Annotated in this window: 22 protein-coding genes and 2 tRNA genes; 14 read left to right on the top strand and 10 right to left on the bottom strand. The window is 74.9% G+C overall.

Annotated elements, in window-relative coordinates:
* Positions 1-125 precede the first annotated feature (125 nt).
* Entirely contained in the window at positions 126-671 is a 546-nt protein-coding gene (locus tag ACIP93_RS22445) for a hypothetical protein (RefSeq protein ID WP_345222725.1), read from the top strand.
* A gap of 75 nt (positions 672-746) precedes the next feature.
* Here the strand turns inward: ACIP93_RS22445 and ACIP93_RS22440 are convergent, their stop codons facing one another.
* Both ACIP93_RS22440 and ACIP93_RS22435 read right to left on the bottom strand, forming a co-directional pair.
* Entirely contained in the window at positions 747-1,622 is an 876-nt protein-coding gene (locus tag ACIP93_RS22440) for a spermidine synthase (RefSeq protein ID WP_401761220.1), read from the bottom strand.
* 115 nt (positions 1,623-1,737) lie between these two features.
* Positions 1,738-2,253, bottom strand: a complete 516-nt coding sequence (locus ACIP93_RS22435) for a hypothetical protein (RefSeq protein ID WP_401761219.1) — start codon at positions 2,251-2,253, stop codon at positions 1,738-1,740.
* Between the two features lie 266 nt (positions 2,254-2,519).
* Here ACIP93_RS22435 and ACIP93_RS22430 point away from each other — a divergent pair, with 266 nt between their 5' ends.
* Entirely contained in the window at positions 2,520-3,986 is a 1,467-nt protein-coding gene (locus ACIP93_RS22430; RefSeq protein WP_401761217.1) for a tetratricopeptide repeat protein, read from the top strand.
* A 13-nt stretch (positions 3,987-3,999) separates the two neighbouring features.
* On the opposite strand, the gene ACIP93_RS22425 is transcribed toward ACIP93_RS22430, so the two are convergent.
* Positions 4,000-4,602: a histidine phosphatase family protein gene (locus ACIP93_RS22425; RefSeq protein WP_345222718.1), complete on the bottom strand. Its 603-nt coding sequence runs from the start codon at positions 4,600-4,602 to the stop codon at positions 4,000-4,002.
* A gap of 121 nt (positions 4,603-4,723) precedes the next feature.
* On the opposite strand from ACIP93_RS22425, the gene ACIP93_RS22420 reads away from it, so the two are divergent.
* The 6 genes from ACIP93_RS22420 (at position 4,724) to ACIP93_RS22395 (ending at position 10,471) form a co-directional block, all read left to right on the top strand.
* Complete coding sequence (locus tag ACIP93_RS22420; RefSeq protein WP_401761216.1) at positions 4,724-5,902, top strand: hypothetical protein; 1,179 nt, start codon at positions 4,724-4,726, stop codon at positions 5,900-5,902.
* A 100-nt stretch (positions 5,903-6,002) separates the two neighbouring features.
* The gene (locus ACIP93_RS22415; protein WP_345222714.1) at positions 6,003-7,607 is read left to right on the top strand and encodes a hypothetical protein; all 1,605 of its coding nucleotides are present in this window, start codon (positions 6,003-6,005) and stop codon (positions 7,605-7,607) included.
* A 222-nt stretch (positions 7,608-7,829) separates the two neighbouring features.
* Entirely contained in the window at positions 7,830-9,188 is a 1,359-nt protein-coding gene (locus tag ACIP93_RS22410) for an AAA family ATPase (protein ID WP_345222712.1), read from the top strand.
* Between the two features lie 154 nt (positions 9,189-9,342).
* A complete protein-coding gene (locus ACIP93_RS22405) occupies positions 9,343-9,684 on the top strand; it encodes a hypothetical protein (protein WP_345222710.1) in 342 nt (113 codons plus the stop codon).
* A gap of 159 nt (positions 9,685-9,843) precedes the next feature.
* Entirely contained in the window at positions 9,844-10,407 is a 564-nt protein-coding gene (locus tag ACIP93_RS22400) for a bifunctional DNA primase/polymerase (protein ID WP_345222707.1), read from the top strand.
* Positions 10,398-10,471: transfer RNA gene (locus tag ACIP93_RS22395), tRNA-Lys, on the top strand. Before ACIP93_RS22400 ends, ACIP93_RS22395 begins: the two co-directional genes overlap by 10 nt.
* 130 nt (positions 10,472-10,601) lie before the next feature.
* On the opposite strand, the gene ACIP93_RS22390 is transcribed toward ACIP93_RS22395, so the two are convergent.
* Entirely contained in the window at positions 10,602-11,813 is a 1,212-nt protein-coding gene (locus ACIP93_RS22390) for a M6 family metalloprotease domain-containing protein (protein WP_401761213.1), read from the bottom strand.
* Positions 11,814-12,717: 904 nt separating this feature from the next.
* On the opposite strand from ACIP93_RS22390, the gene ACIP93_RS22385 reads away from it, so the two are divergent.
* Positions 12,718-14,463: an EAL domain-containing protein gene (locus ACIP93_RS22385; protein ID WP_345226442.1), complete on the top strand. Its 1,746-nt coding sequence runs from the start codon at positions 12,718-12,720 to the stop codon at positions 14,461-14,463.
* On the opposite strand, the gene ACIP93_RS22380 is transcribed toward ACIP93_RS22385, so the two are convergent.
* Complete coding sequence (locus ACIP93_RS22380; protein ID WP_345222702.1) at positions 14,460-15,533, bottom strand: LLM class flavin-dependent oxidoreductase; 1,074 nt, start codon at positions 15,531-15,533, stop codon at positions 14,460-14,462. The genes ACIP93_RS22385 and ACIP93_RS22380 overlap by 4 nt on opposite strands.
* 405 nt (positions 15,534-15,938) lie before the next feature.
* On the opposite strand from ACIP93_RS22380, the gene ACIP93_RS22375 reads away from it, so the two are divergent.
* Together ACIP93_RS22375 and ACIP93_RS22370 are read left to right on the top strand one after the other, a co-directional pair.
* Positions 15,939-16,934, top strand: coding sequence for a D-2-hydroxyacid dehydrogenase (locus tag ACIP93_RS22375; protein WP_401761211.1), 996 nt, complete (start codon positions 15,939-15,941; stop codon positions 16,932-16,934).
* Positions 16,918-18,333 (top strand): amidase, encoded by a 1,416-nt coding sequence (locus ACIP93_RS22370; RefSeq protein ID WP_401761209.1) that lies wholly within the window; start codon positions 16,918-16,920, stop codon positions 18,331-18,333. Before ACIP93_RS22375 ends, ACIP93_RS22370 begins: the two co-directional genes overlap by 17 nt.
* Positions 18,334-18,346: 13 nt before the next feature.
* On the opposite strand, the gene ACIP93_RS22365 is transcribed toward ACIP93_RS22370, so the two are convergent.
* Positions 18,347-19,249, bottom strand: a complete 903-nt coding sequence (locus tag ACIP93_RS22365) for a D-alanyl-D-alanine carboxypeptidase family protein (protein WP_401761403.1) — start codon at positions 19,247-19,249, stop codon at positions 18,347-18,349.
* A gap of 255 nt (positions 19,250-19,504) precedes the next feature.
* Entirely contained in the window at positions 19,505-19,924 is a 420-nt protein-coding gene (locus ACIP93_RS22360) for a hypothetical protein (protein ID WP_401761207.1), read from the bottom strand.
* Positions 19,925-20,089: 165 nt separating this feature from the next.
* On the opposite strand from ACIP93_RS22360, the gene ACIP93_RS22355 reads away from it, so the two are divergent.
* A complete protein-coding gene (locus tag ACIP93_RS22355; protein WP_401761402.1) occupies positions 20,090-20,818 on the top strand; it encodes a class I SAM-dependent methyltransferase in 729 nt (242 codons plus the stop codon).
* 49 nt (positions 20,819-20,867) lie between these two features.
* Here ACIP93_RS22355 and ACIP93_RS22350 read toward each other — a convergent pair whose 3' ends face one another.
* Positions 20,868-21,449, bottom strand: coding sequence for a hypothetical protein (locus ACIP93_RS22350; protein ID WP_401761205.1), 582 nt, complete (start codon positions 21,447-21,449; stop codon positions 20,868-20,870).
* A 371-nt stretch (positions 21,450-21,820) separates the two neighbouring features.
* Here ACIP93_RS22350 and ACIP93_RS22345 point away from each other — a divergent pair, with 371 nt between their 5' ends.
* Together ACIP93_RS22345 and ACIP93_RS22340 are read left to right on the top strand one after the other, a co-directional pair.
* A complete protein-coding gene (locus tag ACIP93_RS22345) occupies positions 21,821-22,591 on the top strand; it encodes an IclR family transcriptional regulator C-terminal domain-containing protein (protein WP_345222692.1) in 771 nt (256 codons plus the stop codon).
* A 60-nt stretch (positions 22,592-22,651) separates the two neighbouring features.
* Positions 22,652-22,725 (top strand) — tRNA-Lys (locus ACIP93_RS22340).
* A 70-nt stretch (positions 22,726-22,795) separates the two neighbouring features.
* Here the strand turns inward: ACIP93_RS22340 and rfbB are convergent.
* Both rfbB and ACIP93_RS22330 read right to left on the bottom strand, forming a co-directional pair.
* Positions 22,796-23,746 carry a dTDP-glucose 4,6-dehydratase gene (rfbB, locus tag ACIP93_RS22335; RefSeq protein WP_401761203.1) on the bottom strand — a complete coding sequence of 317 codons (951 nt, stop codon included), beginning with the start codon at positions 23,744-23,746 and terminating at the stop codon, positions 22,796-22,798.
* Positions 23,747-24,025: 279 nt separating this feature from the next.
* Positions 24,026-24,619 (bottom strand): lytic polysaccharide monooxygenase, encoded by a 594-nt coding sequence (locus ACIP93_RS22330; RefSeq protein ID WP_345222688.1) that lies wholly within the window; start codon positions 24,617-24,619, stop codon positions 24,026-24,028.
* Positions 24,620-24,628: the final 9 nt, after the last annotated feature.

Here is a 24,628-nt window from a genome sequence, read left to right as displayed (position 1 = left end):
GGGCCGCACCGTACGCCATCGGCGTCCGCCGGACGCCCCCAGGGACGGTGGCCGCGACCGCCCCGTGACCCGGTGCGCGGCCCCCCTGCCGCGGGCCGGGTGACGCGTGGTGCAGGATGACACGGATGCGACGAGGACTCCTGCACACCGGGGCGTGGCTGCTGGCCACCGGGGCCGCGGTCACCCTGTCGTGGTGGGGCGTGCACACGGTGATGTCCGGTACGGCGTACGACCCGCCGCGCGCCCTGCCGATCCCGGGCGCCGCCCCGGAGCGCGGCAGCCTGGCCGAGGTCGCGCCCCCGCAGTCCTCCTCCACGCACCGCCCCTCGGAGCCGCCCGCCGCGCGGCGGACGCCGTCCCGGCCGCCGGAACGCCGCACTCCGCCCGCCGCCCGGAAGAGCCCGAAGCCCCCCGCGCCGCCCTCCCCGCCGGCGGGTTCCTCCTCCTCCGGCCGGCTGAAGCCGGTGAACACGGAGGCGGGGCGGGTGCTGTTCTCCCTGGAGGCGGACTCGGCGACGCTGGAGTCGGCGACTCCGAACTCCGGGTGGGCGATGCAGGTGTGGAAGAACCCGTCCTGGATCCGGGTGGAGTTCACCGCGGGGACGGCCCGGCTGTCGGTCTTCTGCTCGTGGCACAACCACCCGCCGCTGGTGGAGGTCGTCAAGTCCTAGCCGTACGGGGGTGGTTGCGCGGCGTCGGAGGCTTGACGTCCGCCTCAGGAGTCCGCCGCGTCACGTGCGCCAGGGTCACTTGAAGACGGACGACGGGGGCGCGGGTGAGGGCTGGGCGCTCACGTCCACGACCGGGGCGGCCCCTCCGGTGAAGTCGACGAGGTCGCGCCCGTGCTCGACGCGGCCCGGGTGCGGGTCGGTGGCGACCCGCCGGGTCCACTCGGCGACGGGGAGCGCGGACGCGGAGGCGAGCAGCACGGCGTTCCCGAAGCGCTTGCCGCGCAGCACGGCGGGGTCGGCGGCGAGCGCGAGCTGCGGGAAGAGGGCGGCGGCGGTGGCGATCTGCCCCCGCAGATGGGCGAGCGGCGGCCCGTCGGCCAGGTTCGCGGCGTAGTGCCCGCCCGGCTTCAGCACGCGTCGTACGTCGGCCAGGAACTCGGTGCTGGTGAGGTGGGCGGGGGTGCGGGCCCCGCTGAACACGTCGGCGATCACGAGGTCCGCCCACCCGTCGGCGGCCTTGGCGAGCCCTTCGCGGGCGTCGGCCCCCCGCACCCGGATGCGGGCCCCGGGGTCCAGCGGCAGTTCCCTGCGCACCAACTGGGCGAGCGGCACGTCGATCTCCACCACCTGCTGGGTGGAACGGGGCCGGGTGGCGGCGACGTACCGCGCCAGGGTGAAGGCGCCGCCGCCGAGGTGCAGAACCGTCAGCGGCTGCTTGGCGGGGGCGACGAGGTCGACCACGTGGCCGAGGCGGCGCTGGTAGGCGAAGTCGAGGCGGGCGGGGTCGTCCAGGTCGACGTGGGACTGGGGGGCGCCGTCGAGGAGCAGGGTCCAGGAGCGGGGGCGGTCCCGGTCGGGTATGAGCTCGGCGAGACCGCCGTCCACCTTCTCGACGACGGCGTCGGGGGCGGTCCCGCGGGCCCGGGACTTCGGGGAGTTCTTCTTGGCCACGCCCCCAGTATCGACGCCGCCCGGCGCCCCCGCCCCCGCGCGGAACGTGTCCCTCCGGGGGTGCGGGCGCGCCACCCGGGCCGGGGGCCGCGCTCCCGCCCGGTGCGGGAGGGGTTCAGCGGCAGCGGTCGGCGGCCTCGATGAGGCGGGCCGCCTCGCCCAGGGCCCGGCGCAGCGCGTCCGGGTCGGTGACCGGGACCGCGTCCGTGGGGGGCAGCAGCCAGCCGGTGCCCGTGACGGGCGGCTCGGGGACGTGCGCGGGGGCCGGGGCAGGCTCCTGCCCGGGGGCCGGGACGGCGAAGGACATCCCGCGCCCGAGCGTCTGCGTGCACGCGCTGCCCGGCATGTCCCAGCCGTCGGCCGTCCCCGGCGGGACCAGGAAGCCGACCGTGTCGCACGGCCCGTCGTGCAGCACGGGCCCCACCTCGCCGGACACCGCCGACGCCCTGCGCAGGATGTCCACCGCCTCCAGGCCCTGCCGCGCGGGCACGGTGACCAGGTCGAGCGGCTCGGCCCCGGGAGCCGCGCCGGACCGCGGGCCCGACCACTGCTGCGCCGCCGCGTCCGGGGCGCCCGTACGGCCCGCGCGCCCCTCAGCGGGCCCCGAAGCATCCGGAACAACGGTCTCCATGCCGGCCTCCAACAAGGGAACTCTCCTCGTTCGGGAGGGAGCCGCACCCCCTCCGTTCCCTGTCAACGCCGCGACGGCGTCAACGGCTACGGCAACGCGCCGCCGCAAAGGATGGCAGTTCATGGCAGATCGTGGATGAGATTTCCGGTTTGTCAGTGAACTCCGTGTGTCCGACCCGTCACAGCCGGTACGTTCGTGCCCCGTCCGGGGCGAGCACATCCGTCCCGGAGAGCACCACGGCACCATCCGCACGAGAGGGCGTGGCCATGGCGTCGTCACCGGCGAATCGTCGGCCCACCGCGTCCGCGCGTCCCGGGCCCCTCCCCCGGCGGGGCGAGCCCAACCTCGTCTTCCGGGCCCTGCGGGGACACCGCTCGCCCGGTGAGTTCGCCGCCGCGGTGCGGCGCGCGGCCCGGGAGATCGGCGAACAGGTGGCGTGCGACGCCCGGTACATCGGGCGAGTGGAGGCGGGCGAGATCCGCTGCCCCAACTACGCGTACGAGCGGGTGTTCCTGCACATGTTCCCCGGTCTGGCCCTGACGGACCTGGGGTTCACGGCCCGGGAGGAGGTGCGCGGACGCGGGGCGCGCGGAGGCGCCGGCCTGCCGGCGCGCCCCGGTACGCCCGACGCGGGTCCTGCCGCACGTCTTTCGGCGCCCGGTGCTCGTCCACCCCATCCGTCCCATACCGACGAGGAGAGCGACGTGCTGCGTCGCGCGTTCATCGCACACGGGTCCGCCACGGTGGCGGCCACCGCCGCCCTGGGGCCGCTGGGTCCGCTCGGGCCGCTGGACCGGGCCCGGGCGGCCACGGGCAGAGGGGTCCGGCAGGCCGGCACGGCCGAGGCCGCCGCCGTCGAGGAGGCGGTGCGGCAGATCCGTCTGCTGGACGACCGGCACGGCGCGGACGCCCTGTACCGGCACGCCGGCAAGCCGCTCCAGGCGGCGTACGCCCTGCTGGACGCGGGCACGGTGCGGCGCGCGGTGTCGGACCGCCTGCACACCGGGACCGGGGAACTGGCCCTGTCGGTGGGCTGGTTGGCGCACGACTCGGGGCGCTTCGAGGAGGCCCGTTCGCACTACGCGGAGGCGCTCGCGACGGCCCGGATGGCCGGGGACCCGGCGCTGGAGGCGCACGCCTTCTGCAACACGTCGTTCCTGGCCAGGGACGCGGGCCGGCCCCGGGAGGCGCTGCGGGCGGCGCAGGCCGGGCAGCGGGCGGCACGTGGGCTCGGCTCGATGCGGCTGATGTCGTTGCTGACGCTGCGGGAGGCGGCCGGCTGGGCGGCGCTCGGCGACCGCACGGGCTGTGTGGAGGCGCTCGTCCGGGCGAAGTCGCTGTTCCAGTGCGGCGCTTCGGAGAACGACCCGGAGTGGATGAGCTTCTTCGGGGCGGCCGAGCTGGCGGGCCTGGAGGCGCAGTGCTGGTCGGCGCTGGGCGACTGGCGCAGGGCGGCCCGGTTCGCGCACCGGGCCGCCGCCCTCCAGGACCCGCACTTCGCCCGCAACCTGGCGCTCTACCAGGCCGAACTGGCCGACGACCTGGCCAGGTCGGGGGTGCCGGACGAGGCGGCGGCCGTCGGGCAGAAGGTGCTGGACCTGCTGGATCAGGTGCAGTCCTCGCGGGTGCACACCATGCTCGCGCAGACCATCCGGACGCTGCTGCCGCACCGTCGCTCCCCGGTGATCGGGGCGTTCCTGGCCCGGCACGCGAACACGGTGCGGCGGATCTGAGCGGATGCCCGGCTCAGCGGCGGGCGTCCAGGTGGCCGGTGTCGTTCCACCGCTCGACGGCGGGCTCCCCGTACGCCCAGCCGAGGACCGACAGCGAGGTCGGGTCGAGGCGCAGGTGCGCGCCGAAGCCGACGTCCAGGCCCAGCCAGCGGGCGCCGAGGGCGCGCAGGACGTGTCCGTGGGCGAACACCAGGACGTCGCGGTCGGCGGAGCGGGCCCACGCGATCACCTCGTCCACGCGGGCGGTGACGTCGGCGAGCGTCTCGCCGTCGGGGGCGCCGTCGCGCCAGACCTGCCAGCCGGGACGGCGGGCCTGGATCGCGTCCGGGGCGAGGCCCTCGAACGCGCCGTAGTCCCACTCCATGAGCGCGTCCCAGTTCTCGGCGCGCTCGCCGAAGCCCGCGATCGCGCAGGTCTCGCTGGCGCGCAGCAGGGGGCTGGTGCGGACCTCGACGTCGGGCAGGCCGTTCCAGGGGGCGCGGTGCAGTCGCTCGCCCAGCAACTTCGCACCGTCGCGGCCCTCGTCGAGGAGCGGGATGTCGGTCCGGCCGGTGTGCTGGCCGGACAGCGACCACTCCGTCTGACCGTGCCGGGCCAGCAGGATGCGGGGTGCCATGGCGATCTCTCCCTGTTTGCGGCGTACGAGCCGGATTGGGGCCGGCCGGTTCCATCATCGCTCACGGGGTGGGAGGGCCGGTGCGGGGGTGTTGTCAGTGGCGGATGGGAGACTTCCGAGGGTGAACGCAACCCTGGGCAGCGGACCCGATCCCCAGCCTCCGCACGCACGTCGTGAAACGGCCGTTCCGGCTTCCGGCGCGGCTGCCGTTCCCGTACGTCAGAGACTCGCCGAGCTGAGAGGCCCGGCCGTCGCGCCGCACCCGATGGACGCCCGCGCGCTGGCGGCGCTGGCCGCGAACCCGGGGTGCGAACGGCGGGCGCTGCTGGACGGGGCGGGGGTGAACAAGACCGCCCTGGCACAGGCGTTGGGCTCCCCCGCGGCGTACGGGCAGTCGCAGTTCGCCTTCATGCGCGGGAACGCCTTCGAGGCGCGGGTGAAGTCCGACGGGGGCACGGAACTGCTGCGGCTGCTGGGCGCCGACGACCCGGCCGCCGCGCGCACGCCCGACGTGTCGGCGGCGGGCCCCGAGGGGCGCACGGCGCGGACCGCGCTCGCCCTGCGGGAGGCGACGGCCGAGAAGACCTGGACGCTGCTGGACCATCCGATGCTGGCGCTGGAGGTGGCGGGCACGCCCGCCTATCTGGAGCCGGACGCGGTGGTCGTCCACCCGGACGGGCGGTGGACGGTCGTGGAGATCAAGTCCTTCCCGATGCTGGACGGTTCGGCGGACCCGGCGAAGGTGGGGGCGGCGGCCCGGCAGGCGGCGGTGTACGTACTGGCGCTGGAGCGGATCGCGGAGCGGGTCGCGGGCGCGGAGGTCGGGCACCGGGTGCTGCTGGTGTGCCCGAAGGACTTCTCCAACCTGCCGACCGCCTCGCTGGTCGACGTGCGCAAGCAACGCTCGGTGACCGTGCGGCAGTTGCGGCGGATGCGCGGGGTGGCGGAGCTGGCGTCCGCCCTTCCGCCGGGGACCACCTTCGACCTGTCCGAGGAGCCGTCGGAACTGGCGGCGGCGGTCGAGGCGGTGGAGGCCGCCTACGCCCCCGAGTGCCTGTCGGCGTGCGAACTGGCCTTCCACTGCCGGGAGCGGGCGCGGGAGGCCGGGGCGGTGGAGACGCTGGGCCGGGGGGTGCGGGGCGAACTGGGCGGCCTGACGACGGTCGCGGCGGTGCTGGACGCGGCGGAGGGGCGGGCCGGCGACCCCGCCGACCCCACGGTCGCCGCGCTGCGCCGGGCGGCGGCGCTGCGGGCCGAGGCCCTCGGCGGGGCGGCGGCCCCGGCGGGGGCGGGCGTGTGAGGTCCCGGCCCCGGACACGACCGCTCGCCCCCGCGCCCCCCGGCGGGGCGCGGCCCCGCACCCGTCTCCGTACCGACTAGAAACCAGGCACCGCACTCCCATGTCCCTCATCACCACGCTCGCCCGGCTCGAAGCGGCCCGCAGCGGACGGGCGCAGCCGCTCGCCACCGTCCGGCACCGGCATCTGTCCCACCGGCCCCTGGTCCTGGTCCCGTTGACCACCGCCGGTGAGGCCGGGGCCCCGCTCGGGGCGCTCGTCGGGACCGACCGGGACAGCCCCCGGCTGCTGACGGTCCCGCAGCCGCGCGACCGGGAACTCCGCTTCGCGTTCCTCGCCGAGCTGGCCGGGACCGTCCTGCCGTACCTGGACTCCTGTGCCGACGACGTCGAGCCCGCCGAGCGCACCGAGACCGACCCGGAGACCGGGAAGCGGGTCACGGTGGAGGTCGAGCTGTGCCGGGACGCGCCGCAGATCGTCGTGCCCAGCCGGGCGGGCGTCGCGTACGTGCGGCTGCTCGGGCGGTCGACGCGGTTCCGGCGGACCGCCGAGCAGGACCCGGACACGCCCTACCCCGCGCCGCCGCACATTCCGTTGCTCGGCCGCTGGCTGACGCACTACGGGGAGCGCGCCCGGGTGCCCGGGTCCTCGCTGCTGCTGTCCGCCACCGACCTCCTGGGGCGGCACTGGGCCACCGGGCAGAGCAACCTGGAGGACCAGCACCTCGGTGCGCTGCTCGCCTGGATCGACCCGCCCGAGGGGCGGAGCGGGGCCGAGGCCGCGCTGCGGGCCGAGAACGGGCGGGACGCGGCGGGGCAGTTGGTGTGCCCGCCGGCCGGGCCCGCCACCGATCCCGCCTTCGACAACGCGCTGCTCGCGCCCGCGATCGACGCCTACGACCTGGCCCGGCAGCGGCTGGCCGCCGCCGAGGACGGCGGGGCGGCCGACGAGCGGCTGGGCGAACTGGCCGCCGCCGAGCGCCGCATCAGGGAACTGCTGGCCGCGCAGCTGCGGCCCACCTGGGACGCGGTGTGGCAGGCCCTGGACGTGATGCGGCGGCTGCCCGAGGGGGTGCGGGCGGGCGAGCGCTGGACGCGGGACCGGTGGTCGTACACCTCCCACCGGGACCGGGTGCGTGCCGGTGAGCCGCCGCAGCCCCGGCGGGACAGCGCGGTGGGGGCCGCCCAGAAGCTGGCCTCGCGGGAGACCGAGCAGGCCCGGCTGGAGGCCCAGGAGGCGCTGGACGACCCGCTGGCGATGGCGGCGCGGCGGCTGGCCGGGGAGGCGTTCACCAGTGAGGTGGTGGCGGTGGAGATGAGCTGGAGCGAGGGCAGGCGGCCCAGTCCCCGGCCGCTGGTGACCGTCACCACCGACGACCTGCCGCAGCTCGGCGGCGGCGAGAAGGTGTACCGGTCGCTGGAGGGGAAGGCGCAGGCCGCGGAGTTCGTGGGGCGGGCGGACGGGGGGCGGCTCGTGCTGCGCGTCGTCAACGGGATGGGGCGCGGCAAGGAGCCCGCGCCCGGGACCGTGCCGGAGGCCGGGGACCGGATCTGCTGGACCCTGTTCGAGCACGAGCCGCGCGGCGGGGCCCGGTTGCCCGACCCGGAGGAGACCCCCTGGACCCACGGCGGCCCCCCGGACGCGGCGCCGGACGGCGTGGTCCTGGCGGAGCGTCCCGATCCGGTGACGTCGGAGGACCTGCTGTGACCCGGCGGGGGCGGTGGGGGCGGGCAGGAGTGCCGGTCCGCCCGGTGCCGGGCGGGCGGGTCCGGCCGGTCCGGGCGAGGAGTCACCGGCGCCGCCCCGCCACCTGAGCCCGCGTCAGCACGCGCGGTTCCCGTACGGGTGCGTCGCGGCCGGGTGCGTCCGCGTCGCCCCGCCTCCCGCCCCGTTCCGCCGCCCCCGCCCCGCCCCTCCCGAGGAAGAGCCATGAACCACTCCCCCGACTCCAGCGACCGCACCGGGTTCGACCCCGGGGCCGAGGCCGCGCGCGCCACCGCCGCGATCCTGCACGACACCCTGCACGGCACCCACCGGGGCGTGGTCGTGGACTCGCCGCCCGGGGCCGGGAAGTCGACGCTTGTGGTGCGCGCCGCACTCGAACTGGCCGACGCCGGGCGGCCGTTGATGGTCGTCGCGCAGACCAACGCCCAGGTGGACGACCTCGTGCTGCGGCTCGCCGAGAAGCGCCCCGGCCTCCCCGTGGGGCGGCTGCACAGCTCCGACCCCGACCCGTACGACAAGGCGCTGGACGACCTCCCCCAGGTGAAGAAGTCCGCGAAGGCGGCCGATCTGGCCGGGCTGGACGTGGTGATCTCGACGGCGGCCAAGTGGGCGCACGTCAAGGGGGTCGAGCCGTGGCGGCACGCGATCGTGGACGAGGCGTACCAGATGCGGTCGGACGCGCTGCTGGCGGTGGCGAGCCTGTTCGAGCGGGCGCTGTTCGTGGGCGACCCGGGGCAGCTCGACCCGTTCTCGATCGTGGGGGCCGAGCAGTGGGCGGGGCTGTCGTACGACCCGTCCGCGAGCGCGGTCTCCACGCTCCTCGCGCACAACCCGGAGCTGCCGCAGCACCGGCTGCCGGTGTCCTGGCGGCTGCCCGCGTCGGCCGCGCCGCTCGTCTCGGACGCGTTCTACCCGTACACGCCCTTCCGCAGCGGTACGGGCCCGGGCGACCGGAGGCTCACCTTCGGGGTGCCGTCGGACGGGTCGGCCGTGGACCGGGTGGTGGACGAGGCCGCGCACTCCGGGTGGGGGCTGCTGGAGCTGCCCGCCCGGCACACCCCGCGCACGGACCCGGAGGCGGTGGGGGTCGTCGCGGCCGTGGTGCGCCGTCTGCTGGACCGGGGCGGGGCCGCGCTCAGCGAGCGCTCCGAGACGCCCGCCCCGCTGACGGCGGACCGCGTCGCGGTCGGCACCGCCCACCGCGACCAGGCGGCCGCGGTACGGGCGGCGCTCGCCGGGCTCGGGGTGACGGGGGTCGCGGTCGACACCGCGAACCGGCTCCAGGGGCGGGAGTTCGACGTCACGGTCGTCCTGCACCCGCTGTCGGGCCGGCCGGACGCGACGGCCTTCCACCTGGAGACGGGCCGCCTGTGCGTCCTGGCCTCCCGGCACCGGCACGCGTGCGTCGTGGTGTGCCGGGAGGGCGTGACGGACCTGCTGGACGAGCACCCCTCGACGGAGCCGGTGCAACTGGGGGTGACGGTGAAGTTCCCGGACGGGTGGGAGGCGAACCACTCGGTGCTGGCCCACCTGGGCGAGCACCGGGTGCGGTGGACGCCCTGACGGCGCACCGCGCCGGGCGCCGGGGGCGGCGGGCGCCGTGACGGCGGACCGCGCCGGGCGCCGGGTGCGGTGGGCGCCCGAGGCGTACTTGCGCGCATCCGGACAATGGAGGGTGGCCGTCCGACCCCTGGACGGCCCGATCAGGAGGAAGCACATGGCGGAAACCGAGCGGACCGAACGGCGGCTGCGTCCCGCACCGCTGCTCTTCGAGCCTGCCGAGGCCGCCGCCGACCCCGACCACTTCTTCGACCTGGAGTCGATGGAGGACCCCAAGGAGCTGCTGGCCCGGGCGACCGAGCTGACGCACGCGTTCCGGGCCGCGACGGACCGGGCCGTGGAGTTCCAGGCGGTCGCGGCGGCGCAGCTCGCGGACCCGAAGCGGTTCGACCGGCTGGCGGTGGGGGACATCGCCGAGCGGGCGGGGTGGACCGAGGACTACGCCGAGAAGATGGTGGAGTTCGGGCGGGGGCTGCTGCGCGAGAGGCCCGTGACGTAGGCGGCGGGCCCCGCGCGGACCGGCCGCCGCGGGAACACGTGTGCGAGGCATATGCCTCCGCCTTGTGCGGGCGGGCAAGATACGCCTCCGTCGGCCCCGCTGTCCCCGTTTCCGACAACTCTCGGAAACGGTCCGCTTACCGCCAGTACACCTGGGCGTATGACCACACACGCCCCCGTCCCCACGTCCCCGCCCCTCGACCGTGTCACGAACGCCGGAGCCGCCTGGCTGGTGTCCGCGACCGCGTATCCGCGCAGCACCCTGTCCGCCTGGGAGTCCCGGCCCGGCGCCCCGGCCGTGCTGCCCTGCGGAAGGGTCTTCGACGTGGTGAACGTGCCGGCGGTGTTCGGGCGGCGGATGCTGGACGCGCTGTGGGCGGAGGGGCCGGGGTCGGGTCCGGTGGCCGGGCAGCGGGGGCGGATGCTGCTGTTCGCCGCGCCGGGGACGGCCCAGCGGCTGCCCGCGCTGCTGGCGTGGGAGCGGCGGGCGGACGCCGTACCGCCGCTCCTGTGCCACGGGGCGGGCGACGCGGTGACGGTGCCGGCGCTGCGGCCCGGGGCGGCGGAGAAGGAGCCGCGCTGGGTGGTCGCGCCCGACGTGCGGCACCCCTGGCTGCCGGGTCCCGAGGTGCTGTTCTGGGCGTGTGTGCGGGCCTCGCGGTTATCGATTTTTCTCCCCGCCGATCAGGGTGCTAATGTCTACGACGTCAGCAGGCGCCGCTAGCTCAGTTGGTTAGAGCAGCTGACTCTTAATCAGCGGGTCCGGGGTTCGAGTCCCTGGCGGCGCACCGACAGGAAAGGCCCCCGAGCTTCGGCTCGGGGGCCTTTCTCGTGTCCGGTACGGGACTTCCTCATGTCCGGCACCGGGTTTCCCACGCCCGGTACGGGGCTTTCGCGTCCGGTACGGATCGCCGTGGCTCAGCCCGTGGTGATCTGCACCGTCCACCCGCCCGACCCGGTCCGCTCGGCCACCTCCACCCGCGCTCCCTCCGGCGCCACCGTGAACCGCTCGCCGACGCCCAGCGGCGCGTCCGCGAGCGGCGGGTAGACCGAGCTGTCCCAGCATGCCTCGGTGCGCGGGTGGGTGTCGACGACCTCGATGGGGCCGCCGCCGGAGGCCGTGCCGTTGCGCACCCGGTAGATCAGGACGCCCTCGGAGCAGGCTCCCCGGTCGTTGCCGGTGCTGTCGCGGGCCTCGACGGCGAGAGCGGTGTTCTCTCCGGTGCGGACGACCGCCAGGCGCGCGTTGCCGCGCTGGCCGCCCGCCGGGGGCGGGGCGGACAGCGGGTCGAGGGTGAAGCGGCTCGTGGTGCCCCACGGGACGCACTCCACCTGGCCGGCGTCGAGCCAGCCCAGCTTCCACTTGTGCCAGCCGAAGGGGTCGGGGGCCAGCCCGAACTGGCTGCCCATGAGGTCCCAGTCGCCGACGTGGGTGTCCCAGTCGCCCTTGCCGTCGGAGGGGCGGTGGTAGAGGTCGGGCAGGTCGAAGACGTGGCCGGTCTCGTGGGCGAGGACGTGGCGGTCCGGGGGGTGCTTCTCGAAGACGGTGACGACGCGCCGGATGTCGGTGCCGTCGGCCCGCAGCGCGGTGTCGAAGTTGACCACCTTCGTCGCGTCGGAGTCGACGCCCGGGGCGTCCGGGTCGGCGACCAGGTAGACGATGTCGTACTGCGAGAAGTCGACCCGGGAGTCGGCGGCGGCCACCGCGTCCCGCAGATAGGCGGTGCGGTTCTCGGCGCTCCAGTCGCGCTGTATCGCGTACGAGGTGGAGTCGGCCGGCATCGGGACCCAGCCCGGCAGCGGGTGCGGCCGCAGGGCGAACTTGCCGTACGAGGCGCGGCGGAAGAAGTCGCTGGTGGCGGGGAAGTGGTCGGAGGCGAGTTCGCGCGGGGTGAGCAGGGGCTCGGAGTCGGGGAAGGACAGGAAGATCATCACCGCGTCGAGGGACCGGGCGGGGCGGGGGTAGTCCTCGTTCCAGGTGTCGACGCCGAGGGAGTGGTGGGCGGAGGTGCGCGGCAGGGCGCACCGCCCGGACTGCCGGTCGCCGGCGGCGGCGGGCCCGGCGACGAGCCCGGTGGCGACGAGGGCGGCCAGCGCGGTCAGCAACGCGGCCGACCCCCGCAGCCGCACCCGCGACCACCCGTGCGCGCGGTCCCGGCGCCGCCTCCCGTTCCGGCCCGCACCCCGGCCCCGGCCCGCTTCCGGGCCGCCGTCCCGGCCCCGCTGCCGGCCCGCGGCCGGGTCCTGACCCCGGTCCTGCTCCCCGTCCGCGTCCCCGGCCCGGCCGGCGCCCCCGGCCCCGGTCTCGCCTCTGGGCGCGGGCCCGGTCTCGCCTCTGGGCGCGGCCCCGGCCCCGTCCCCGGGAGGTGCGGAAGAGAGTGCGGCGTCTGCCGCCCGGTGTTCCGTGGCGCCGGCCCGGGAGGGCTCGGCTGCGCCGGGCGTCAACTCGTCCTGCACATCGACCTCCGGGTCCTCCGCGGTGGAATTCGGGACATCTCGCCCACAATGTGGGGTTTGAGGAGGGTATGCCCTGTTACGGTGCGCCACTCGGGTGCTCGGGGCAACCTGCCGCGACACTCCGGCACCTCACGGAAAGTCACAAATGGTCAGGAGGGCGGCAGGTCAAGGCAGACCCGTGCAGAAACGATCAGCCGGAGGGCGCGGGGCGGGCGGCGGGTCCGTACCGGACGGCGATAACGCGGGCACAGAGCTGGATCGGCCCTCACGGCAGCCTCTATGATCGGCACACTTTCCCGCGCGGAATCCGTTCCAGGGCAGTGGATTCCTCGTCCGATCCCCCCCGGTCCCCTGCGATCACCCTTCGTCCGTTCCGCCCCCGGCAACGCCGACCATCAGGACCCCTGACATCACGCGACGACACCTGTACGACTCAATCGCCCTGCGGGAGCACACGGTGAGCGGAAATCCCGAAGAGTCCGGCTGTGGGCCCGACCTCGCCCCTTCCGCCTCACTCGCCCCAGCGTTCATCACGGAGAGTGAGAGGGCGGGCGTGCTGGTGAGTGATCCGGAGGGGCTGCTCGGACTCCCCCTGGAGCCCCATCCGCGGACGGACGCGGGGGCCCGCGACTACCGGGCCGCCTTCCGGGCCGCACAGGCCGCGATGGCTCTGGTCACCCCGCGCGGCACGGTCGTCGCCGCGAACGCCGCGCTGGGCGCGCTGCTCGGCGCGGACCCGGCGCAGCTCAACGGCACGGACGCCGCCGACCTGGTGGACCTGGCCTCCGACGCCCGCACCTGGCAGGCGTACCGGGAGGTCCTGGACGGCCGCCGCCCCCGGTTCCGCTGCACGCGCCGCCTCAAGCACCACGACGGGCACGCCCTCTGGGTGGAGGTCGCGCTGGCACCCGTACCGGACAGTGCGAACGTCCTGCTGTCGGTGTCCGACATCAGCGACTGGCGCGAGCTGCAGGCGCGGCTCCGGCACCTCCAGATGCACGATCCGGTGACCCGGCTGCCCAACCGGGCGCTGTTCTTCGAGCGGCTGTCGGCCGCGCTGGAGGCGTCGACGTACGAGCGCGGCGGGACCGGGCGGGTCGGGCTGTGCTACCTGGACCTGGACGGCTTCAAGGCGGTCAACGACACGCTCGGACACCGGGTCGGCGACCGGCTGCTCACCGCCGTCGCGACGCGGCTGACGCGGTGTGCCGAGCAGAACGGGTACGGCCCCGGGGGCGGCCACCTGGTGGCGCGCCTGGGCGGCGACGAGTTCGCGCTGCTGGTGGAGGACTCGACGGGGACGGACCAGCTCGCGGAGCTGGCGCAGACCGTCCTGACGGCGCTTCAGCAGCCCTTCGACCTGGCGGGGCAGCGGCTGTCGGTGTCGGCGTCGATCGGGGTGGTGGAGCGGCCGGCGGTGGGCACGACGGCGACCGGCCTGATGCAGGCGGCGGACACGACGCTGTACTGGGCGAAGGCGGACGGCAAGGGCCGCTGGACCCTCTTCGACCCGGAGCGCAACGCGCACCGGATGACCCGCCAGGCCCTGTCCTCGACGCTGCGCCCGGCCCTGGAGCGGGGCGAGTTCGTCCTGGAGTACCAGCCGCTGGTGGACCTGGAGGGCGGGCTCGTACGGGGAGTGGAGGCCCTGGTGCGGTGGCGGCATCCGCAGTTCGGGACGCTCGCGCCGAATCGGTTCATCGGCATCGCGGAGGAGGACGGATCGATCGTCCACCTCGGCCGCTGGGTGCTGCGCACGGCGTGCCGGCAGGCGCGGCGGTGGCAACTGGAGCACCCGGAGGCGGAGCCCCTGTTCGTGTCGGTGAACGTGGCGGTGCGGCAGGTCTGGGACTCCGACCTGGTGGCGGACGTGGCGGAGATCCTCGCCGAGACCGGCCTCGAACCCGGTCTGCTGCAACTGGAGCTGACCGAATCGGCCGTGATGGGTTCGGCGGGCCGGCCGCTCCAGGCGCTCCAGGCGCTGAGCGACATGGGCGTCCTCATCGCCATCGACGACTTCGGCACCGGCTACTCGAACCTCGCCTACCTGAGCCGGCTGCCGGTCTCCGTCCTCAAGCTGGACGGCTCCTTCGTCCGCGGCTTCCAGGACGAGGCGCACCCCAACCCGGCCGACGAGACGATCGTCGAGGCGCTGGTGCAGCTCGCGCACCGCCTGGGCCTCACCGTCACCGCGGAGTGCGTGGAGACGGCGGGCCAGGCGGCGCGGCTGCGCCGCATCGGCTGCGACACGGGCCAGGGCTGGCTGTACTCGCGCCCGGCGACGCCGGACCGGATCGCGGCGATGCTGACCGCGCGGGGTTAGCCGCGGGGCAGTCCGTAGGCGTCGGCGATCAGCTCGTACGAACGCAGCCGGACGGCGCCGGTGTGGGCGTTGGCGGTGAGCATCAGCTCGTCGGCCCCGGTCCGCTTGGCGAGGTCGTCGAGTCCGGCGCGCACGGCGTCGGGGGTGCCGTGGACGACGTTGCCGAGCCAGGAGTCCACGAACTCCCGCTCCAGCGAGCTGAACGGGTACGCGGCGGCCTCGTCCGGCGTCGGGATGAGGCCGGGCCTGCCGGTACGCAGCCGGAGCATGTTGAGCGCGCCGGTGAGCACCTGGCGGCGGGCCTCGGCCTCGTCCTCGGTGGCGAGGGCGGAGACGCCGATCACCGCGTACGGGGCGTCCAGGACCTCCGACGGGCGGAAGGACTCGCGGTAGAGGTCGAGGGCGGGGACGGTGTTCTGCGCGGAGAAGTGGTGCGCGAAGGCGAAGGGCAGGCCGAGGGTGCCGGCGAGGCGGGCGCTGAAGCCGGAACTGCCGAGGAGCCAGATCTGGGGGGTGTTGCCGTGGCCCTGCACCGGGCCGGGGACGGCGTGGATGCGGGAGTAGGGGTGCCCGTCGGGGAAGTCGTCCTTGAGGAAGCGGGTCAGCTCGGCGAGCTGCCGCGGGAACTCGTCGGCGCCCTCGTGGGGGTTCTGGGTGCGTCGCAGGGCGGCGGCGGTGGCTCCGTCGGTGCCCGGGGCGCGGCCGAGGCCGAGGTCCACCCGTCCCGGGGCCATCGCCTCCAGCGTCCCGAACTGCTCGGCGATGACGAGCGGGGCGTGGTTGGGGAGCATGACGCCGCCGGAACCGAGGCGGATGCGGGTGGTGTGGGCGGCGAGGTGGGCCAGGATCACGGCCGGGGAGGAGCTGGCGACGCCGGGCATGGAGTGGTGCTCGGCGACCCAGTACCGGTGGAAGCCGCGGGCTTCGGCGAGCCGGGCGATCTCGACGCTGGTGCGGAGGGAGGCGGTGGGGGTGCTGCCGACGCCGACGGTCGCGAGGTCGAGGACGGAGAGGGGGGTGGGGGCGGAGCCCTGGGGGGTGGCGCGGACGGGGTGGGGGGCGGTTTCCACCGGGGTTCCTCCTGCGGGGTGCGGGGCGGTTCGTTCGAACGTCGTCCCCCGGCCAACAGGAGGCCGACTCCGGATATTCCCCGCCGCGGGACGGCACCGCCCCTTCGGGGGCGCGGGGAACTCCGCGACCAGCCACGACGCTCCCGTACGGGACCCGGAGGCAGCCGCGCGGCGAGCGCTCCGGGGAGAGGGGCGGGTCCGGGGCCTCTCCTGCCTGAGCGGCACGGGCTGAAACGTCCGGCACGGGGCTGGGCTCGCGGCCCCGGCGAGGGCGTGCGGCCGGTGCGGAACAGGTGACCGCCAGGACGGGACGCCGGGTGTTGGCGACCGTGGAGCGCGGGTACGGGTGTGGTCGATCCGTACGCCATCCGTGCAAGCCGGACGCGACGAAATGGTTCCTCCGCCATGACAGCTGTGAACGACGCGGCCCCCGCGCCCGGCGCGCGCGACGTGACCCTTCTCGTGCTGGACGCCGAGCCGCCGCCCCGCCTGGGCAGCCTCACCGGACGGGTCCGCGTCCTGCACGGCGACGAGGCGGTGTTCGCCCGCCGGCTCCCCGAGGCGGACGCCGTGCTGGTGTGGGACTTCCTCTCGGACGCGGTACGGCGCGCCTGGCCGGGGCCCGGTGCGCGGCCGCGCTGGGTGCACACGGCGAGCGCCGGGGTGGATCACCTGATGTGCCCGGAGCTGACCGCGTCGGACACGGTCGTGACGAACGCGCGGGGCGTCTTCGAGACGCCGATCGCCGAGTACGTGGCAGGGCTGGTCCTGGCCGCGGCGAAGGACTTCCGCGGCACCGACGAGGCGCAGCGCGGGCGTCGTTGGCGGCACCGGGAGACCCGCAGGGTGGCCGGGACGCGGGCGGTGGTGGTCGGTGCGGGCCCGGTCGGGCGGGCCGTCGCCGGCACCCTGAAGGGCCTCGGGGTGAAGGTGGCGCTGACGGGGCGCACGGCCCGCGCGGGGGTGCACGGACCCGAGGACCTCCTGCCGCTGCTCGCCGGCGCGGACTGGGTGGTGGCGGCGGCGCCGCTCACCGGTACGACACGGGGGATGTTCGACGCGCGGGCCTTCGGCGCGATGAGCCCGAGCGCGTACTTCATCAACGTCGGACGCGGTCAACTCGTGGTGGAGGAGGACCTGTTGGCCGCGCTGCGCAGGCGCTGGATCGGCGGGGCCGCGCTCGACGTCTTCGAGCGGGAGCCCCTTCCCCCCGACAGCCCGCTGTGGGACGCCCCCGGCCTGGTGGTCTCGCCGCACATGAGCGGGGACGTGGTGGGATGGCGCGACGAACTGGCCCGCCAGTTCCTGGAGTTGTTCGACCTGTGGGCGGCCGGGAAGCCGCTTCCGAATGTAGTCGACAAGAATGTTGGGTACGTCCCCCTGCATGACGGAACCCACTGAACCGACCGCCCTGACCGCGTTCACCGCCCGTCGGCTCCTCGCCGCCTACGAGAAGGGGGAGCTGTCGCCCGTCGAAGCCGCCCGGGCCGTCCTGGACCGGGCCGAGGAGATCCAGCCCGCGCTGAACGCCTTCGTGTCGATCGACCGGGAGGGCGCCCTCGCCCAGGCCCGCGCGTCGGAGGAGCGGTGGCGCAGGCGGCAGCCGCAGGGGCTGCTGGACGGGGTGCCGGTGACGGTCAAGGACCTCCTCCTCACCCGGGGCACGCCGACGCTGCGCGGTTCGTACTCCACGTCCGCCGACGGGAGGTGGGACGAGGACTCCCCCTCGGTGGCCCGGCTGCGCGAGCACGGGGCGGTGTTCGTGGGCAAGACGACGACACCGGAGTTCGGCTGGAAGGGCGTCACCGACTCCCCCCGCTTCGGGATCACCCGCAACCCGCACGACCCGTCCCGTACCGCAGGGGGTTCCAGCGGCGGCAGCGCGGCGGCGGTCGCGGCGGGGGCGGGACCGCTGTCGGTGGGCACGGACGGGGGCGGCTCGGTCCGCATACCGGCGTCGTTCTGCGGCGTCTTCGGCATGAAGCCCACCCACGGCCGCGTCCCGCTCTATCCGTCCTCCCCCTTCGGGACGCTCACGCACGCGGGGCCGATGACGCGGGACGCGGCGGACGCGGCGCTGATGCTGGACGTGATGGCCGGGGAGGCGGACCACCGCGACTGGTCGCAGTCCCCGGTGACGGACGACGGGGTGCGCACCGGCCTGGACGACGGCGTACGGGGCCTGCGCGTCGCCTACTCCGCCACGCTGGGCGGACAGGTCAACGTGCACCCGGAGGTGGCGGCCCGGGTGCGGAACGCGGTCGCGGCGCTGGCTTCGCTCGGCGCGTACGTGGAGGAGGCGGACCCGGACTTCGCGGACCCGGTGGAGGCGTTCCACGTGCTGTGGTTCAGCGGCGCGGCCCGGGTGGCGCAGCGCCTGAACCGCGAGCAGCGGGAGGCGCTCGACCCGGGGCTGCGGGAGATCGCCGGGGCCGGGGCGCGGATGAGCGCCCTCGACTACCTGGCGGCGGTGGACGCGCGGATGGAGCTGGGGCGGCGGATGGGCGCCTTCCACCGGACGTACGACGTGCTGGTCACCCCGACCCTTCCCGTCACGGCCTTCGAGGCGGGGACGGAGGTGCCGCGGCGGCTCGGGAAGCGCAGGTGGACGGGGTGGACCCCGTTCACGTACCCCTTCAACCTCACCCAGCAGCCCGCGGCGACGGTCCCCTGCGGGACGGACGCCGCCGGTCTGCCGGTCGGGGTGCAACTGGTCGCGGCCCGCCACCACGACGCCCTGGTCCTGCGCGTGGCGCACGCGCTGTACGGGGCGGGGGTGGCGGGAGCGGCAGGGGTCTGAGGCCAGGGGGCGGCTAGCCCTTGAAGCCGTGGTCGAGGAGCCTGCCGGCGTCCTTGGCGCGGTTCACGTCGGAGGACGCGGCGAGGACGGTTCCGTACAGGGTCGTGGAGCCGCGCTTGACGGCGAAGACCAGGCAGTACTTGGCGGAGGGCCCGGAGCCGGTCTTGATGCCGAGGGTGCCGCGGTAACTGGCGAGCAGCGGGTTGGTGTTGGTCCACTTCATGTCGCGGCGGCCGCCGGATTTGGTGACCGTGCGCTGGGTGGTCGACCTGGTGGCGACCACCGCGCGGAAGGTGGTGTTCTTCATCGCGCTCACGGCGAGCCGGGTGAGGTCGCGGGGGGTGGAGTAGTTGCCGTTGCCGCCGAGTCCGTCGAAGGAGTCGAAGTGGGTGTTCTTCAGGCCGAGGGAGCGGGCGGAGGCGTTCATCCTGCCGATGAAGGACTTCACCCGGGCCTCGCGGGTTTTCCCCGTACCGAACGTGTCGGCGAGGGCGTACGCGGCGTCGCAGCCGGAGGGGAGCATCAGCCCGTACAGGAGCTGACGGACGGTGACCCTGTCGCCGACGATGAGGCGGGCCGACGAGGCGGTGTTCTTGACGATGTGGTCGCTGTACGCCTTCTGGACCACGACCTTGGAATCGAGGTCGAGGCCCTTGGACTCCAGGACCACCTTCGCCGTCATGATCTTGGTGGTGGAGCCGGTGGGCAGGCGGCTGTCGGCGGCCTTGGCGTAGAGGGTCCGGCCGCTTCCCGCGTTCATCAGGAAGGCGCCCCTGGCGGTGACGGCGGGGGCCCGGGGAGCGGCCGCCGGGGCTCCGACGGCGACGGCGGGCACGGGGGCGGCCTGCGCGGGGGCGGCCGCGACTCCGGCGGCGAGCACCGAGGAGGCGGTGGCGGCGGCCGTCACGGCGAGCACCGGGGCGCGGCGCGGCCGGGGGTTCCTCGGGTGCGGACGCCGTACGTTCCGGAAGCGGCCGGTCGCGCCGCCGGCCCGGTTCACCACGGTCTGCTCGGTGTCAACGGTTTTCACGGTGCTGCTCCCCATGTCCAGGTCGGGCGGCCACACGAGAATGTCGCCTACCCCGCCTGACGAATGAGCGGGCCCGGGGGCACGGCCTGCGCCGGGATTTCCCACCACGTGGTCACCTGCGCGGGCGGCGCGGGGGCGGGTTCAGGCCACCGCGGGCGTGCGCCGCCCTCCGCCGCGCACCGCCATGAAGATCCCGGCGGGCAGCAGCACCAGGCCCGCCAGGCCCTGCGGGAGCCACGCCTCCTTGCCGGGGACGACGGCCGTGTCCGCGCCGGGGCCGTCCACGAGCACGGTGACCGGCTCCTGCGGCTTCGCCGTCGGGAAGGTCGTGTCGACCTCCAGGTACGGGATGAAGAAGGTGCGGTCCGCCGGGTGGAAGGAACCCGCGCATGTGTAGGCGGGGTCGTCCCTGTCGGACGTGTCGGAGACCTGGCAGCGGATCCCGGTGAGGGAGCCTTCGACTCCGGTCAACTGGGTGTGCAGCCGCAGGGCGGCGACGACCAGCAGCACCGCCCCGCCGCCGATCGCCGGCAGGATTCTCCACGCACGCCCGACCGACACCGTTCCCCCGATTGCTCCACCGGCCCCCACCCCTTGGCGGACCTGCGCAGATCAGCCGTACCGGCCCCTCGGGCGGAACGGGTTCCCGGAGCTGTTCCGAACGGCTGGAGAACGCCTTTTCCCCACCGCGCCCGCCGTGCTGCGATGCGCCCCATGAACCACATCGTGCGCGAGGGATACCAGGGCACCGGACCCGGGGCGATCACCCCGGACGGGTGCGCCGTGGAGCTGTACCGGCGGATCGGGGTCAGGGACGAGCCGCAGTGGATCGCCCGGGCGGCCGGCGAGCGGACCCGGGGGCTGCGGCTGCTCGAACTCGGCTGCGGGGTGGGCCGGTTGACCCGGCCGCTCATCGAGCTGGGGTTCGAGGTGACCGCCGTGGACGAGTCGCCGGAGATGCTCGCCGCCGTGCGGGATGCCCTGCCGGGCGTGCGTACCGTACGCAGCTCCATCGAGGACCTGGAGCTGGGCGGGGCGGGCGGCGTCGAGCGCTTCGACGTCGTCCTGCTCGCCTCCTTCCTGGTGCACGCGGGAACCGAGGGCGTGCGCGAGGCGATCCTGCGGACCTGCCGGCGGCACGTCGCCGAGGGCGGAGTCGTGGTGATCCAGCGGAAGCCGGCCGAGCAGGACGCGAAGCTGCCGTACGAACGGCGGGAGGGCGAGGGGCTCATCCGGATCTCGTCGTCCCGGCCGCCGGAGGGGGTCGGGCGGCCGGGGGCGCGGCAGTTGCTGTGCGAGTACACGTACCCCGACGCGAAGTGGACGCAGACCTACCTGTCGTGCGCGTTGACGGACGCGGAGTTCGAGGCGGCGCTGGAGGAGGCGGGGCTGTCCGTGACGGGGTACGTGGACCCGGCCAGGGCGTGGGCCCGGGCGGTGCCGGTCGGGCCGTGAGCCGGCCGGGGCGGGAACGGGCGCCGGGCGGACCTGTGTCCGCCCGGCGTCAGCGGGGCCCCTCCAGCTCCGCCAGCACGCGCAGGGCCCGCCCGCGTGCGCGGCGCACGGAGATCCAGGCCGCGACCTGCACGGCCGCCATGGCGAGCCAGTAGCCCATCCACGCCCACTCCCCGTCCAGGCCCCGGAATACGGCGCTCAGCAGGAAGAGGGCGATCAACACCGGGTACAGCCACTTCAGCATGAGTGGGTTCGGCACGGCCCGCCGCGCCAGCACCGCCATCGCCGCGCGGGCCCGCGCCGACTGCGGGACGCGCTCCTTGGCCAGGCGGCGGGAGAGCACCGGCACCGCGGCGGGCGGCACCCCCATCTCCTCGCTCCACCTGTGCCGCAGTCGCCGTCCGGCCCAGGCGCACCCGCCCCACAGGACCACCGCCCCGGCACTGAACCCCACCACGTACGCGAGGTCCAGGAACAGCGCCGCGAACACGACGGCCAGGACGCAGAGTCCCGCCACGACCCCCAGCAGGACCCCCATGTTGTCGCTCCACCGCCGCTCCGCCTCCCAGTCGAAGCCCAGGTCGGATCCGTCCTCGGACGTGTCGGGGGCATCGGGGTACGCGGTGGACATCGCGAGCTCCTCCAGAGGCGGTCGGCGGCACGGCGCGCGCCGTTCAACTTCCCTGCTGCGGCGCTGAGTTCGGGTGCCCGAGCCCTCGCGCCGCATGCGCGCCCGGCGTGCAGGACTCCTTCCTGGCCGGGAAGGTCCCCCTCGGAACCCTCGCGCGTCCCCCTCCGCCCGAAATCGTGATCTGCCTCCGGCATATGCCAGGAGCGGCGCACCGCAGGTCACCGGGGTGACGGTGCCACGCCTCCCGGAGTCAATTTGTCAACCCCCGTCCCGTCGGCGGTGGTTGGCGGCTATCGTGGCGCGTGACGACGCACGACCGACGCAGCCGCAGCCGACCCGCAGCCATACCTCACCTGCCGTAGGGGGACACCGTGGCGCTGAAGCCCGAGCCGACCACGCCGCAGAGCCCGCAACGCCAGGTGCGGCACGCCCTGCGCGTACTGGAGACGGTCTCCCGGCACGGCGGCGGCACCACCGCCGACCGCATCGCCCGCGAGACCGGCCTGGACCCCGCCGAACTGCGCCCCCTGCTGCTGATGCTCCGCCGCGAGGGGTACGTCGGGCAGCTCGCCGACGGCGCCTATGTGTCCGGCGAGGCCCTCGAACTCGTCGGCACGCCCGGCACCACCCGCCGCGAGCTGGTCGAGCAGCGGCTCCAGCAGGCCCTGGACCAGCTCCGCGACTCGGTGGGCGCGGCCATATACCTGGGGCGTTACGTGGACGGCGAGATCAAGGTGACCCAGGTCGCGGAGGGCCCGCTGACCCCCAAGGTCAACGAGTGGGTCGACTTCCGCTCCTCGGCGCACGCCAGCGCGGTCGGCAAGTGCCTGCTCACCCAGCTCGACCGGGACGGCCGCCGCGACCACCTCTCCCGGCACCGGACGGCCCGCCTGACCTCCCGCACGATCACCGACGAACGCGTGCTGTTCTCCGCGCTGGACGCCCAGCCCCCGACCGTTCCGGTGCTGGACATCCAGGAGTACGCGCTGGGCACGGTCTGCGCGGCGGTCCCCCTCACGGCGGGCGCCGCCGTGGGCTGCCTCGCCCTCTCGCTCCCGCTGGAGCACGCGCACCGCCTGCGCCAGGCGGCGGACGCGCTGAACCGGCGGGCGACCCCGATGGCGCTCTCGCTCTCCCTCTGAGCCACCGGCGGGCCCGTGGTCGCGAGCACCCGCTCGGACCAGGTACGATTGATGAGTCAAGCGCCGCTAGCTCAGTTGGTTAGAGCAGCTGACTCTTAATCAGCGGGTCCGGGGTTCGAGTCCCTGGCGGCGCACTTGACGAGGAGGCCCGGTACCGATGCGTTCGGTACCGGGCCTCCTCGCGTCGCCGTCCGCCGGCTCCGCCTACCGCCATGCGGGGTGGGCCCGGTGCCAGTCGACGGTGGCCGCGAGACCCTCGGCGAAGGGGATCTGGGGGGCGTACCCCAGCTCCCGCCTGATCCGGCTGTCGTCGAGCGCGTACCGCAGGTCGTGCCCCTTGCGGTCCGCCACCCGCCGCACCAGGCCCGGGTCGGCCCCGGTGAGCTCGACCAGCAGGGCGGCCAGCCGGGCGTTGGTCAGGGCGTCCCCGCTTCCGATGTTGTAGACGGCCCCCGGGGCTCCCTTGGCCAGCACCAGGTCCACCGCCCGCGCGTGGTCGTCGACGTGCAGCCACTCGCGGACGTTTCGTCCGGTGCCGTACAGCGGGACGCTCTCGCCGGCGAGGAGGCGGGAGGTGAAGTGCGGGATGAGCTTCTCGGGGTGCTGGCGGGGCCCGTAGTTGTTGCAGCAGCGGGTGATCCGGACGTCGAGTCCGTGCGTACGCCCGTAGGCGCGGGCGACGAGATCCCCGCTCGCCTTGGACGCGGCGTACGGGGAATTGGGGGCGAGCGGGGACTCCTCCGTCCACCTCCCGTGGTCGATCGACCCGTAGACCTCGTCGGTGGAGACGACGACGACCGGCCCGACGCCGGTGCGCAGGCAGGCGTCGAGGAGGGTCTGGGTGCCGAGGACGTTCGTACGGACGAAGGCGGCGGCGGAGTCGATGGAGCGGTCCACGTGGGACTCGGCGGCGAAGTGGACGACGGCGTCGTGCCCGGGGAGGAGGTCAAGGAGCAGGGACCGGTCGCAGACGTCGCCGTGCACGAAGGTGAGGCGCGGGTGCTCGGCGGGGAGGTTGTCGCGGCGTCCGGCGTAGGTGAGCAGGTCGAGCACGGTCACCCGGTCCTGCTCACGCCCCGGAATCCGCCCGCCGAGCAGGAGCCGGGCATAGGCGGAGCCGATGAAGCCGGCGCCGCCGGTGAGAAGGATGTTCATGGGTCACTGGTCTCCGGGACCGATCGCGTACGCCCCCGAGCGTACCGGCCGGACGGCGGCTCCTCACGCGGAGGCCCGGGGCCGCGCCCCCTTGAAGGGTGCGGGGAACCGCGCGACCAGCCACGACGCGCCCGCGGGGAACCGTGCACCGGCCGCGCGGCGAGCGCTTCGGGGAAGGGGCCGGAAACGGGGCGGGCCGCCCCCGGTCGGTTCCGGGGGCGGCCCGCACGTGCTCCGGGTGACGCACGCGAGATGACGTGCGCCCGGTGACGCGACGAATCAGAACTGCACGTCCGAGCACGCGTAGAAGGCGTTCGGCGTGTCCGCGACGTTCCACACCGCCAGCACGACGTGCCGGCCCGACTTGCCGGCGGGGATCGTCCCCTGGTGGGTCAGCGTCGCGGGCGGCTGCTTGCCGCCGTAGGGCACGTTCAGGAACGGCTGCGGGTCGAGCGAGGCCCGGGTGAGCGGCCGGTTCGGGTCCCAGCCCTGCTTGGTGATGTAGTACCGGAAGTCCGACGTGGCGTGCCGCGCCGTGAACTGCCAGCGGAAGGAGTAGCCCTGCCCACCGGTCACCTTCGTGGCCGGCCAGGCGCCGGCCCGCGGGTCGTCGAGCTGGGCGAACTGGCTGTTGCCGCCCGCACAGATCCGGCCGTCGGCCGGTCCCGCCGCCGGGAAGCCCTTGAGGCCCTCGACGCTCTGCGGCTCCCACTGGATGGAGCCGCAGTTCTTGACGGTGCCGTTGCTGCAGAGTTTCTGCCGGCTGATGGGTGAGTCGGTGTACCCGTGGCTGGTGGCGCTGCCGGTGGCCAGCACGGCGCTGCCCGCGACGGCGAGTCCTACGACGGCAGCACTGAGTGCCCTTTTACGCATGATCGCTCC

Origin of the sequence: Streptomyces sp. NPDC088745, from assembly GCF_044751045.1 — a bacterium.
GTDB classification, from domain to species: domain Bacteria; phylum Actinomycetota; class Actinomycetes; order Streptomycetales; family Streptomycetaceae; genus Streptomyces; species Streptomyces cremeus.
This window is presented reverse-complemented; position numbering and strand designations above follow the sequence as displayed.